Origin of the sequence: Paramesorhizobium deserti (genome assembly GCF_001558695.1) — a bacterium.
GTDB classification, from domain to species: domain Bacteria; phylum Pseudomonadota; class Alphaproteobacteria; order Rhizobiales; family Rhizobiaceae; genus Paramesorhizobium; species Paramesorhizobium deserti.
Genome location: NZ_LNTU01000001.1, coordinates 815,837 through 829,379, shown reverse-complemented (window position 1 = coordinate 829,379; position 13,543 = coordinate 815,837). Strand labels below are relative to the sequence as shown.

General features: G+C 62.8%; 7 protein-coding genes. 1 reads left to right on the top strand and 6 read right to left on the bottom strand.

Going from position 1 to position 13,543, the window contains the following annotated elements:
- Window positions 1-26: 26 nt before the first annotated feature.
- The 4 genes from ATN84_RS03905 to ATN84_RS03890 all read right to left on the bottom strand — a co-directional run bounded on the left by ATN84_RS03905 (window position 27) and on the right by ATN84_RS03890 (window position 7,550).
- A complete protein-coding gene (locus tag ATN84_RS03905) occupies window positions 27-419 on the bottom strand; it encodes a VOC family protein (RefSeq protein WP_068880182.1) in 393 nt (130 codons plus the stop codon).
- The gene (gene murJ, locus ATN84_RS03900; protein ID WP_068880181.1) at window positions 416-2,002 is read right to left on the bottom strand and encodes a murein biosynthesis integral membrane protein MurJ; all 1,587 of its coding nucleotides are present in this window, start codon (window positions 2,000-2,002) and stop codon (window positions 416-418) included. The genes ATN84_RS03905 and murJ overlap by 4 nt, the downstream gene beginning before the upstream one ends.
- A gap of 352 nt (window positions 2,003-2,354) precedes the next feature.
- A complete protein-coding gene (locus tag ATN84_RS03895) occupies window positions 2,355-5,156 on the bottom strand; it encodes a [protein-PII] uridylyltransferase (protein WP_068880180.1) in 2,802 nt (933 codons plus the stop codon).
- A gap of 96 nt (window positions 5,157-5,252) precedes the next feature.
- Entirely contained in the window at window positions 5,253-7,550 is a 2,298-nt protein-coding gene (locus ATN84_RS03890; RefSeq protein WP_068880179.1) for an NADP-dependent malic enzyme, read from the bottom strand.
- 223 nt (window positions 7,551-7,773) lie between these two features.
- On the opposite strand from ATN84_RS03890, the gene mutS reads away from it, so the two are divergent.
- Window positions 7,774-10,428 carry a DNA mismatch repair protein MutS gene (gene mutS / locus ATN84_RS03885; protein ID WP_244490999.1) on the top strand — a complete coding sequence of 885 codons (2,655 nt, stop codon included), beginning with the start codon at window positions 7,774-7,776 and terminating at the stop codon, window positions 10,426-10,428.
- Window positions 10,429-10,492: 64 nt separating this feature from the next.
- Here mutS and olsB read toward each other — a convergent pair whose 3' ends face one another.
- Together olsB and ATN84_RS03875 are read right to left on the bottom strand one after the other, a co-directional pair.
- The gene (gene olsB / locus ATN84_RS03880; RefSeq protein WP_201026305.1) at window positions 10,493-11,386 is read right to left on the bottom strand and encodes a l-ornithine N(alpha)-acyltransferase; all 894 of its coding nucleotides are present in this window, start codon (window positions 11,384-11,386) and stop codon (window positions 10,493-10,495) included.
- Between the two features lie 183 nt (window positions 11,387-11,569).
- Complete coding sequence (locus tag ATN84_RS03875; protein WP_068880177.1) at window positions 11,570-13,543, bottom strand: response regulator; 1,974 nt, start codon at window positions 13,541-13,543, stop codon at window positions 11,570-11,572.

Here is a 13,543-nt window from a genome sequence, read left to right as displayed (position 1 = left end):
CAAGCGGCAATTGGTGAAGAGGCCGTTCAGCGGTGGCCATATTCGATGAGATCCCATTTGTTGCCGTAGAGATCCTCGAATACCGCGACAATCCCGTATCTCTCGTGCCGGGGCTCTTCGAGAAAGTGAACGCCGGCCTGTTGCATGGATGCATGATCGCGGTTGAAATCCTCGGTGCTGAGGAAGAAAGCTACCCGGCCGCCTGTCTGGTTGCCGACATGCGCTTCCTGCTCGCTGCCGCTGGCTTTGGCAAGGAGGAGCCTTGTTCCCCCACCCACCGGCTCCACCACGACCCAACGCTTGTCATGCCCAAGCGCCGTATCTTCGACCAGTTGAAACCCGAGCTTTTCAGTGTACCAGGCAGTGGCCTCATCGTAGTCACGCACTACAAGCGTAACGAGAGCAATGGACTGTGTCACTCGGCTGTATCCTGCGTTTTGCTGGCGCCTCGTTTCAGATTGCGCCGGATCATTCCGATATTGGCGCCGCCGAGGCCGAAGGCGAGGGCGAAATAGACCACCATGCCCACTATCACGAGTGAGCCCAGCGTCGTCGCCCGTACCAGCAGGGGAACGCCGGTAGCCAGAAGATGGCCGAACCACAGCGTTGCGTAATAAAGGCCCGCCGCCATGATGGCGGAGGCCAGCATCAGGCGCGGAATGCGGGTCAGGAGCGGAATGTCTTTCCCCCAATGGCCGCGCCAGACCAGCATCGAGAACAGAAGGATGGCGTTGACCCATCCCGCGACGATTTCCGCCGTCGCGATGCCGGCTGCCGCGAAAATCGGAAAGAGCGTCAGCGCGAGCGAGATGTTGACGGCAACCGATATGCCGGCGAAGACCATTGGCGTCCGGGTGTCCTCGCGGGCGAAGAAGCCGGGGATGAACGCCTTGATCAGCACGAAAGCCGGCAGCCCCAGGCCATAGATCGCCAGGATGTCGGCGACGACGCGCGTGGCGTCAGGCGAGAACTGGCCGCGCTCGAAGAGGAGCCGCACGATCGGTTCCGACATGACGAGCAAGGCAGCCGCCGCCGGCAATGTCAGGAACAGCGTGAACTCGACCGAGCGGTTCTGCAGATTGGCGGCTTCCTTCAGGTTTCCGGAGCGCAGCGCCCGCGAGAGTTCCGGCAGGAGCACGGTTGCGACGGCGATACCGACGACGCCGAGCGGCAGTTGGTAGACGCGGTCGGCATAGACGAGCGAAGAGACCGCGCCGGCCTTGCCCGATGCGATATTGGTGTTGATCAGGAGGTTGATCTGGGTGATGCCGCCGGTTATCGCCGCAGGCAGGGCGAGGACGAGCAGGCGCTTGACATTGGCCGTCAGCCGGGGACGGCGGAAGCCGATCGCGATCCCGGCATTGCGCACCGCGATCCAGACGATGGCAAGCTGCACCAGCCCCGCGGCCATCACGCCCCAGGAGAGACCATAGCCGACGCTGATCGCGTCATGGCCGCGATACCAGGCCCAGGCAAGAACGCCGATCAGGATGATATTGAGGAAAACAGGCGCGACTGCCGCGGCAAAATAACGGTGCAAGGAATTCAGCATGCCGCTCATCATCGCCGCAAGGGACATGCAGGCGAGATAGGGGAACATGATGACGGCGAGCTTGACCGTGCTCTCGAACTTCTGCGGATCGTCGGCAAAGCCGGGCGCGATCACGTAGCGCACCAGGAACGGCATCGACAGTTCCATGACGATGGTGAGGCAGAGCAGCACCGTGAAGAGAACGCCGAACACTTCCTCGGAGAAGCGCCTAGCGCCGTCAAGCCCGTCCTTCTCGATCTCCTTGGCGAAGAGCGGCACGAAGGCGGAGTTGAACGCGCCTTCCGCGAAAAGCCGCCGGAACGTGTTGGGAAAGCGGAATGCGGCGTTGAAGGCGTCGGCCACCGGTCCGGTGCCGAGCGCTGCCGCCATCAGCATCTCGCGGGTGAAGCCGAAGATGCGGCTCATCAGCGTGCCCGACGCGACGGTGGCGAACTTTTTGACGAGGCTCATGATGCAATCTTTTTGTTTTTAAGCGGAGACGCTGGCGGGACAGCACCCCCCTCTGCCCTGCCGGGCATCTCCTCCCTCCCGTCGTCATCCTCGGGCTTGACCCGAGGATCCACGGCAAAGGGGGCAGAAACGATATTATCATCTGCGACGGGATCGTGAATCACGGAGCGGGATATCGTTCCAAGAACGAATGCAGTTCGCGCCTGCTGGAACGCGCTGAGGCAGCGGGAAGGCCAGCGCCCCCTTGCCGTGGATCCTCGGGTCAAGCCCGAGGATGACGACGGGAGGACGGGAAGATGCCCGGCAGGGCAGAGGGGGGCGCCTAGCGATTCCATTCAAACATGAACCAATTCTATTCCGCAGCCTGATGCGCACGGGAACGCGCATGGCTCTCATCCCTGCCGAAGAGCGCCAGCAGCTTGCGCCGGATATTGCCCTGCCGTGCGGGGTTGGAAACCTTGTGGCCCACCAGATCGGTAACGTAGAAAGCATCGATCACTTTCTCACCGAAGGTGGTGATATGCGCCGAGGCGATGTCGAGCGAGAGATCGGAGATCACGCCCGTGAGCTCCGACAACAGGCCCGGCCGGTCGAGCCCCTCCACTTCGATGACGGTGAATTTGTTCGACAGCGTGTTGTTGATCTCCACGCGCGGCTCGACGCGGAAGGTCTTCGCCGCGCGCTTCGGCTTGGCGCGCTTCGCCAGCATGTCGGGCAGGAAGGAACGGCCGGACAAAACGTCCTCGATCAGCTTTCCGATCCGCTCCGCCCGCCTTCTCTCGTCATCGTCCGTCTCGAATTCGCGGTTGATCAGGATGGTATCAAGCGCCCGCCCGTCGCTCGTCGTGAATATCTGCGCATCAACGATATTGGCGCCGGCGCCGGCACAGGCGCCCGCGATCACCGAGAGCAGGCGCGGATGGTCGGGCGAAAGCACGGTGATCTCGGTCACTGCCTCGAAGGCATGCGGCTGCACCATCGTCGCAAGCGGCTTGCCCGCCGCATCCGTATCGCGGATGAATTTCGCGTGCCGCACTTGGTCTTCCAGGCTGACGGTGAGGAAATAGTTCTGGTAGTGCAGGTTGAGACAGGCTTCCCGCTCCGCCTGCGGCCAGGAGGAAAGCGCCGTCGCAAGCTGTCCGCGGGCATGTTCGAAGCGGTCCTGCCGCGAGACTTCCGAGAAGCCGCCGGTGAGCAACAGCTCCGTTTCATAAAAGAGCGTGCGCAGGAGCTGGCCTTTCCAGCCATTCCAGACGCCGGGGCCAACCGCCTTGATGTCGCAGACAGTGAGGATGAGCAGCAGCTTCAGCCGCTCCAGCGTCTGCACGACGGCGGCAAAATCCTCGATCGTCTTGCGGTCGTTCAAATCGCGTGACTGCGCGACCATGCTCATCGTCAGATGTTCCTGCACCAGCCAGGCTACAGTCTCGGTTTCGGCCGGGCTCAAGCCCAGACGCGGGCAAAGCCTGCGCGCGATCCTGGCGCCCGCGTCGGAGTGGTCCTCCGGCCGTCCCTTGGCGATGTCGTGCAGGAGCAGCGCTATATAGAGGAGATTGCGGTCCTTCTTCAGCGCCGGCATCAGCGTGTTGGAAAGTGGATGCTCCCGCTCCAGCTCACCATGCTCGATTTCCGAGAGGACCGCGATGCAGCGCAGAAGATGCTCGTCCACCGTATAGTGGTGATACATGTTGAACTGCATCATCGCGACGATCTTGCCGAAATCGGGGATAAAGCGGCCGAGCACACCCGATTCATTCATCCGCCTGAGGATCAGCTCGGGATTGCGCGGCGAGGTCAGGATGTCCAGGAACAGCCGGTTGGCTTCCGGGTTCTCGCGCAGCTCAGCGTTGATCAGCTTCAGCGAGCGGGTAACCTGCTGCATAGCCTGCGGGTGGAATTCCACGCCGTTTTTGTCGGCGAGATGGAAGAGCCGGATAATGTTGACCGGATCGCGCTCGAAAACATTGTCGTTGGCAATGTTGATGCGGTGATTGTCGACGATGAAATCCTGCGTGCCGGCCAGCTTGCGCTTGCGTCGCGAGAAGGTGAGAAAGATGCGGTTGAAGCCGGGGACGTGCTTCGCCTGTTCCTCCTCCAGCGCCGCGCAGATGATGCGCGTCAAATCGCCCACATCCTTGGCGACGAGGAAATAGTGCTTCATGAAGCGCTCGACGCCGTGCTGTCCCGGATGCGCCGTATAGCCCAGCCGGTCGGCGATATCGCGCTGGATGTCGAAGGAGAGCCGCTCTTCGGCCTTGCCCGTCAGAAAATGCATGTGGCAGCGCACCGCCCACAGGAAATCCTCGGCCTTGTTGAACAGCTTGTACTCGGCCCGGGACAGGACGCCCGCCTTCACCAGCTCCTCGCTCGTATGCACGCGGTAGAAATATTTGGCGATCCAGAACAGCGTATGCAGGTCGCGCTGGCCGCCCTTGCCTTCCTTCACATTCGGTTCGACCAGATAGCGCGTTTCGCCGGTCTTGCGGTGCCGGTTGTCGCGCTCGGTGAGCTTGGCCTGGATGAATTGCGGTGCCGTGCCCTTGACCACTTCCTCGCCGAAGCGCCGGGCCATCTCATCGAAGAGCTCGTGGTTGCCGCAGAGATAGCGCGCCTCCAGGACGGCGGTGCGGATGGTCATGTCCTCGCGCGAGAGGCGGATCGTTTCGTCGACGTTGCGCGTGGCGTGGCCGACCTTCAGCCCCATGTCCCACAGCATATAGAGCACATATTCGACCACCTGCTCGCCCCATGGCGTCTGCTTGTAGGGCAGGAGGAACAGGAGATCGATATCGGAGCCCGGTGCCAGCGCCCCGCGCCCATAGCCGCCGACGGCGAGGATCGCCATCCGCTCGGCCGTCGACGGATTGGTGACGGGATAGACGGTGGTGGCGGCGAAATCGTAGAGCGTCTCGATGATGACGTCCATCAGGTGACAGAGGCGGGTGGCGCAGCGCGTGCCGCCGCCATCCTTCATCAGCATCGCTTCCGCGGTCGCGCGTCCGCGCGCCAGCGTGTCCTTCAGCGTCTGCAGCACCAGTCCGCGCACCGCATGGCTGGCGCCGTCGGCATCCGCTTGTTTGGTGAGCAGGTCCAGCTTCCGGCGCAGCTTTTCCGCGCTGACAATCTGTTCAAGCTTCAAGTCTGATGCGCTCATGTAGACGGCCCGATGAGATGGATGCCCCCTATACCGCGTTTTATATGGCGTGGGTATGGAAAAGGTGGAGCGTGGATCCTGCCACGCTCCACGCCCTCAATTCGTCGCGTTATACGCCGCAATTGCCGCCATATTGACGATGTCGGAATCCTTCGCGCCCAGCGAAACGATCTGCACCGGCTTGTCGAGGCCGACGAGCAGCGGGCCGATGACGGTCGAGCCGCCCAGTTCCTGCAGCATCTTGGTGGAGATGGAGGCGGAGTGGAAGGCGGGCATGACCAGCACGTTCGCCGGGCCGGAAAGCCGGATGAAGGGATATTGTTCCATCAGTGCCGGATTGAGCGCCACATCCGCGCTCATCTCGCCGTCATATTCGAAATCGACGCGGCGCTTGTCGAGGATCTTCACCGCCTCCTGGATGCGCTCCGAGCGCTCGCCGCCCATATGGCCGAAGGTCGAATAGGCAAGCAGCGCCACGCGGGGCACATAGCCCATGCGCCGCGCCATGCCGGCCGCTTCCTCGGCGATATCGGCAAGCTCCTCGGCATTGGGCATCTCGTGAACCGCCGTATCGGCGACGAGCACCGTGCGGCCGCGGCAAAGCGCGATCGAGACGCCGATCACCTTGTGTCCGGGCTTGGCATCGATGACACGGCGCACGTCTTCAAGGCCCGTGGCGTAATTGCGCGTCACCCCCGTCACCATGCCGTCGGCATCGCCCAGCGCCACCATGCAGGCGGCGAAATGGTTGCGGTCATTGTTGATGATGCGGTGGCAGTCGCGGAAGAGATAGCCCTTCCGCTGCAGCCGCTCATAGAGATAGTCGGCATAGACCGTGTTGCGGCTGGAAAGCCGCGCATTGATGATCTCGATGCCAGCCTTGGCGAGGTCGACGCCCGCATTCTGCGCCGTTTCGCGGATGCGCTCCTCACGGCCGAGCAGGATGGCGGTGCCGAGGCGCTGGTTCGCATAGGAGACGGCGGCGCGCATTACCTGCTCCTCCTCGCCTTCAGCGAAGACGATCCGCTTCGGCTGGCGCCGTACCCGCTCATAGATGCCCTGCAATGTCGAGGCGATCGGGTCGCGCCGGGCGGATAGCTCGCGCGCATAGGCTTCAAGATTGCCGATCGGTCGGCCGGCGACGCCCGATTCCATCGCCGCCTTGGCCACCGCCACGGGAATGGCGGAGATTAAGCGTGGGTCGAACGGCACGGGGATGATGTAGTTGGGGCCGAAACGCGGCCGGTTGCCCTGATAGGCGGCCGCCACATCATCAGGCACATCCTCGCGGGCGAGCGCCGCAAGCGCATTGGCGGCCGCGACCTTCATCTCCTCGTTGATGGTGGTGGCGCGAACGTCCAGCGCTCCACGGAAGATATAGGGGAAGCCCAGAACATTGTTGACCTGGTTCGGATAGTCCGACCGGCCCGTCGCCATGATCGCGTCCGAACGGATGCGCGCCACTTCCTCCGGCGTGATCTCCGGATCGGGATTGGCCATGGCGAAGATGATCGGGTTCGGCGCCATCGAGCGCACCATATCCTCCGTCAGGGCACCCTTGGCCGAGACGCCAAAGAAGACATCAGCCCCCTCCATGGCCTCCGCCAGCGTGCGTTTGGAAGTCTCCACCGCATGGGCGGATTTCCACTGGTTCATGCCCTCCTCGCGGCCCTTGTAGACGACGCCCTTGGTGTCGCAGAGGATGACGTTTTCCGGCGCGAAGCCCATGGCTTTCACCAGTTCGATACAGGCGATGCCCGCTGCGCCCGCGCCGTTGCAGACGAGCTTCGTCGTCTTCATGTCGCGGCCGGTCAGGTGCAGCGCGTTGATGAGGCCGGCCACAGCGATGATCGCCGTACCGTGTTGGTCGTCATGGAAAACCGGGATGTCCATCAGTTCGCGCAGCCGGCTTTCGATGATGAAGCAATCCGGCGCCTTGATATCCTCCAGATTGATGCCGCCGAAGGAGGGGCCGAGATAGCGCACGGCGTTGACGAAGGCGTCGATATCGGTGGTGTCCACTTCCAGATCGATGGAATCGACATCGGCGAAGCGCTTGAACAGCACCGCCTTGCCCTCCATCACCGGCTTTGAAGCCAGCGCGCCGAGATTGCCGAGACCGAGGATCGCCGTACCGTTGGAGATCACCGCCACCAGATTGCCCTTCGAGGTATAGTCATAGGCGCGCGCCGGGTCTTCCGCGATCGCCTTCACCGGCACCGCCACGCCCGGCGAATAGGCGAGCGAGAGATCGCGCTGCGTCGCCATCGGCTTGGTCGGATTGATCTCCAGCTTGCCGGGACGGCCATTGGCGTGGAAATCGAGCGCTTCCTGTTCGGTCACCGAAGGTGCAGTCCGGCTGTTGGTCTTGCTGCTGGATGTATCGACGGGCATGTTCCCTCCGGTGCTTTGTTCTGTGGAGAAATGTCCGATACCGCTAGCACGGCGGTGTGTAAACAGCGCGATACGTAATAGGTATTTATCTCGAAGCGACCAATTACCCATCGAAGCCGTCATGGAACAATTCCGGGAAGCCGCATTGAACGATCAGCCGCAAATCACCGACAATGTCGAGACCGGCGTCAGCCCGTTCGATGCGGGCGCGCGTCCGACGCCGATGATGGAGCAATATATCGAGATCAAGGCTGCGAATGAGGGGTCGCTCCTGTTCTATCGCATGGGCGATTTCTACGAGCTGTTCTTTGACGATGCCGTCGAGGCATCGAGGGCGCTCGGCATCACGCTTACCAAGCGCGGCAAGCATTTGGGCGAGGATATCCCGATGTGCGGCGTGCCGGTGCATGCCGCCGACGATTACCTGCAGAAGCTGATTGCCAGGGGCTTCCGCGTTGCCGTCTGCGAGCAGACCGAGGATCCGGCGGAGGCCAAGAAGCGCGGCTCGAAATCGGTGGTGCGCCGCGATGTCATCCGCCTCGTCACCCCCGGCACGATCACCGAGGAAAAGCTGCTCGACCCGTCCGAGGCCAATTTCCTGATGACCCTCGGCCGGGTCAAGGGAGCCGAGGATGGGCATATGGCGCTCGCCTGGATCGACATTTCGACCGGCACCTTCCGCGTCTCCGAAACGGCCTCCGGCAGGCTCCTTGCCGATATCATGCGGGTTGATCCGCGCGAGCTGATCGTCGCCGAGCCGGTGTTTCACGATCCCGAACTGCGTCCCGTCTTCGACATCATAGGCCGGGCGGTGACGCCGCAGCCGGCGAGCCTCTTCGACAGCGCCACCGCCGAGGCGCGCATCAAGCGCTATTTCGAGGTGGCGGCGCTCGATGGCTTCGGTCAGTTCTCGCGCTCGGAGCTTTCCGCGATCTCCGGCGCCATTGCCTATATCGAGAAGACCCAGATCTCGGAACGCCCGCCGCTGATGTATCCCGAGCGCGAGCAGGAGGGCTCCGCGCTCTTCATCGATCCCGCGACGCGCGCCAATCTGGAGTTGACGCGCACGCTTTCAGGCAGCCGCGACGGCAGCCTGCTCAAGGCGATCGACCGCACCGTGACCGGCGGCGGCGCCCGTCTTCTGGCCGAGCGGCTCACTTCGCCGCTGACCGATCCCGGCGCAATAGTGATGCGCCAGGATGCGGTCTCGTTTTTCCTGGGCGAACAGCAGCTCGCCGAGGGCTTGCGGGCCGAATTGAAGGGCGTGCCCGATATGCCGCGTGCGCTCTCGCGTCTGGCTGTCGGCCGTGGCGGTCCGCGCGACCTTGGCGCGTTGCAGCGCGGGCTTGAGGCCTCGCGTGGGATAGCCGCGCTTCTTGCTGGCTGCAATCTGCCGCCGGAGCTCGATGAAGCGCGTGCTGCGCTGGTTGCCCTGCCGCAGGATTATGCCGAGCATCTCGACTGTGCGCTTGACGATGAACTGCCGCTTCTGAAGCGTGACGGCGGCTTCGTCCGGGCCGGCTATCATGCCGAGCTTGACGAGATGCGGGCCTTACGCGACCAGTCGCGCCGGATTATCGCCGGTCTGCAGGCCCGCTATATGGACGAAACAGGCATCAAATCGCTGAAGATCAAGCACAACAATGTGCTTGGCTATTTCATCGAGGTGCCTGCCAGCCATCAGGAGACCATGACCGGCAGCGCGGAAGCGAAGGGCCGCTTCATCCATCGCCAGACCATGGCGAGCGCCATGCGCTTCACCACCACGGAGCTGGCGGAGCTGGAATCGAAGATCGCCAATGCCGCCGACCGGGCGCTTTCCATTGAGCTCGCTATCTTCGACGAGCTGACGAACGAGACCGTCGCCCATGCCGATGCCATCCGCGCCGGCGCGGCGGCTCTTGCCGTGCTCGACGTTTCGGCAGCGCTTGCCGCCCTTGCCGAGGAGCAGGGTTATTGCCGCCCGATGGTCGATGCGAGCCTCGCCTTCAACATCGTCGCCGGCCGACATCCCGTGGTTGAGCAGGCGTTGCGCCGTCAGGCGGCCAATCCTTTCGTGGCGAACGATTGCGATCTCTCGCCCGAGGGCGGCGAGAAGCATGGCGCGATCTGGCTGCTCACCGGCCCGAATATGGGGGGTAAATCCACCTTCCTGCGCCAGAATGCGCTGATCGCCATTATGGCGCAGATGGGCTCCTTCGTGCCCGCGGGTGCTGCCCATATCGGCGTGGTCGACCGGCTGTTCAGCCGCGTCGGCGCATCGGACGATCTGGCGCGCGGCCGCTCTACCTTCATGGTGGAAATGGTGGAGACCGCAGCCATCCTCAACCAGGCCGGCGAGCGCTCGCTGGTGATCCTCGACGAGATTGGGCGCGGCACCGCTACCTTCGACGGGCTCTCCATTGCCTGGGCCTCGGTCGAGTACCTGCATGAGAAGAACCGCTGCCGCGCGCTTTTCGCCACCCATTTCCATGAGATGACCGCGCTTTCGGAAAAGCTGGCGCGGCTGGCGAATGTCACCATGCGGGTCAAGGAATGGGACGGCGACGTCGTTTTCCTGCACGAAGTGGCGAAGGGCGCCGCCGACCGCTCCTATGGCGTGCAGGTCGCCCGCCTCGCCGGCCTGCCGGAAGCGGTGGTGGAGCGGGCGCGCGACGTGCTGCATCAGCTGGAAGCGGGCGAAACATCAGGTAAGGCCGACAAACTGATCGACGACTTGCCGCTGTTCTCGGTCGAGGTGAAGCGTGAGCAGCCGAAGCCGAAGGGCAATGAGGCGCTCACGGAGGCCATTCTGGCGCTCAGCCCCGACGAGATGACGCCGCGCGAGGCGATGGACGTGATTTATAAGCTGAAGGAATTGGCAGTCAAAAGGGAGTAAGGGAATAGGGGAATAAGTGAGTAGGGGAGTATGTTTGCTCCAACACACTCCCCTATTCCCTTATTCACATAAACCGGTCCGCTTCCGCGCCGTAATAGGTGATGTAGCGGGTCGAGATGTGCGAGACCGGCAGGATGATGAACACATCCGTCGTGCCGAAGGCCTGGTCGACCACTGCGCCATCGCCGATCATCGCGCCCAGCCTGAGATAGCCCTTGATCAGCGGCGGCATGGAGAACAGCGCCACCTTGGGGTTGATCGCTTCCCGGGGCATCAGATCCATCGGCTGATAACGTTGCGGCAGCGCCCGCACGTCCCAATCCGCGTCCGCGCGGCAATTGTGATGCAGGAACGACAGGGCGAGCGCGTGCGCGGCGGGAATGGCGCCCGGGAACGACGCGCAGCCGAACATCACGTCGATGCGGTGACGGCGGCAATAGGCCCATATGCCCTGCCACAACAGCTCCACCGTTCGCTTCGAGCGGTATTCCGGCTTGACGCAGGAGCGGCCGAGCTCGAGGAAATGGAGATCAGGCTTGGCGAGCGTCAGCCGGTCGACGTCATATTCGCCGGCCGAGTAGAAGCCGTGGGCCTCACGCGCCATTTCGCCGCGCAGCAGCCGGTAGGTGCCGACGATCTGCCGGTGTTCCGGCTCGGCGATGGCGGTGTCATAGACGAGGAGATGATCGCAGGCGGCATCGAAGCGGTCCGCATCGCGCTCTTCCAGGATCGCCGCATTCTCCTGCATTGCGCCCAATTCGTCGAAGAATATCCTGAAACGCAATTCCTGCGCGGCGGCAATTTCCGCCGCCGTCCGGGCAAGGCGGACTTCTAGCGAGCCCAGGCGCCCGAGAACGCCGGGGCTGTCGGGCGAGGTAAAGAGGGCCGCAGGTGTTTCGATGCTCGACATGCCCGCATCATTAATGATTTGCCGGGAAATTCCAAGCAATGTGCTCATGGCAGTCTTCTCCAGTCCTTTATTCCGCCTTTGGGGGAGGGCGGCGGAATAAATATAAAATTTTCAAACAGTTGAAAATTTCGCAGCGTTTCCTCGGAAACCTGCGAAGCAGCTCAACACATGCGCAAAGGAGATAATCCGCAACTGCTACATCACGATGACAGCAAGGTGACATGAATATGGCTATCTCTCCTGTGGCTTCACATGTTCCGTGATCGCGATGGCAAGCTCCGCCGGGTCTACAGGCTTGGCGATGAAGCCCGCCGCGCCGAGTTTCATCAGTCTCGCTCGCGTTTCGGCCTGATCGTCGGCAGTCAGCACCAGAATGGGTACTGCCGGCATGGCCTGCGCCGTCTCGAAATTGCGTATGGCCTTGATCGCCGCGTCGCCATCCATGCGCGGCATGTGCAGATCCATCAACACGATGTCGAAGCCGGCCCCGTCGAACCTGGCTTGACGAAAGGCGGCCACCGCGGCCTCGCCGTCATTGGCGATGACAGCCTCGTGCCCGGCGCGCGACAGAACGGCGCGCGCAAGCTGCAGATTGATTTCATTGTCGTCGGCGATGAGAACGCGCAGCGGCGGCGTATCCGGCGCGGCTGTCTGTGGTACGCGGATGGCTTTCCACAGGGGCTCCGGCAATTCCGAGGTCAGGATGCGCAGGAGGCTCGCCGAGCGCACGGGGCGCACGAGGAAGGCGTCGAAACCCCGACCCATGATCGCCGGCAGATCGTTTTTCTCCTCCGGCTTTATCAGGATGACCGCCTTGCGCACGCCTTGGATACCGCTTTTGTCCGCCGCCTTATGCGCGCGAAGCAGCGGCGACAGCACCTCGGCGAAGGCCATATCGGCCAGAATGGCGTCGAAATGCTGCCTTCCGGCCATATCGAGCGCCTCCGCGCCGTCACTGGCAAAAAGTACGATTGCTCCATGGTCATGGAGCGTCCGCGCCAGGGCATCGGCTTCGTGGCGGTTGGCGCTGAGGATGAGATAATTTCTGTCTGTAAGCTGGCGGCGCTCGGCCGGCGGCGGCGCACCGGCAAAGGGGAGGGTGAAGATGAAGCGGCAGCCCTTCTTCCATTCGCTCTCCACATGAATGGTGCCGCCCATCGCCGCCGCGATCTTTTGCGAGATCGCCAGTCCGAGCCCGGCGCCGTCCCGCGGCGCCGTCGAACCGTCATCGGCCTGCTCGAATTCCTCGAAAATGCGCTTCTCGTCGCCGGGCTTGAGGCCGGGCCCGCTGTCGGTGACGCTGAAGACGAGCGAATTGCTGTTGACCGAGACGTCGAGAAGCACGCCGCCTTCATCGGTGAACTTGACAGCGTTTCCGATCAGATTGATGAGAACCTGCCGGACGCGCGCCTGATCGATGCCCATTCTTTCAGGCACATTGCTCGAGACATGGCAGCCGAGGCTGATCCCTTTAGCATAGGCCCGCGATGCCAGGAGCTCGATGATCGATTCGCACAGCGGCACGATTTCGGTCTCGACCGATTTGGCCTCGAAATGCCCCGCCTCGATCTTGGAGAAATCCAGGAGATCCTCGATCAAGAGGAGAAGCGCATCGCCCGATTGCAGGACGGCATCGGTATAGGCGCGCTGCTCGCCGGTAAGACCTGTCTCCGAAAGCAGTTTCGCCATTCCGATGATGCCGTTGAGCGGCGTGCGGATCTCGTGGCTGACGGTGGCGAGAAAGCGCGATTTCGCCTGATTGGCGTTTTCGGCGCGTTCGCGCGCCGCGACCAGAAGCGCCTCCGTTTCGAGCTTTTCCGTCGCCTCCCACAGCCGGTCCGCCAACTCTTCAATCTTACGGTGCTGGACCTCGATCTTCTCTTCGAGGACGAGGATGCCATTGGTATTGGGGGTGCGGGCGCTCCGCTGCCAACCGATGGCGCCGGTCAGCGCCGTCAGCCCCGCCAGTATGAATGTCAGGGGTAGCGGCCACTCTGCCAGCGCCGAGGCGGTGGCTCCCATGCCGAAAAGCGGGCACAGAAGGAGTATTGCCCTCGTTCCGACCGCGCCATTCCTCGCGTCCCGCAAAAATGCAGCCCGGTCGCGGTTCTTCGCCGCCTGCAGCATTGCCCTTCCATCAGGTATGGGCCGATGGTTCGAGGCGGGCGGCAGGGCATTATGGGCGGTCGGATCGGCGATGCTCAT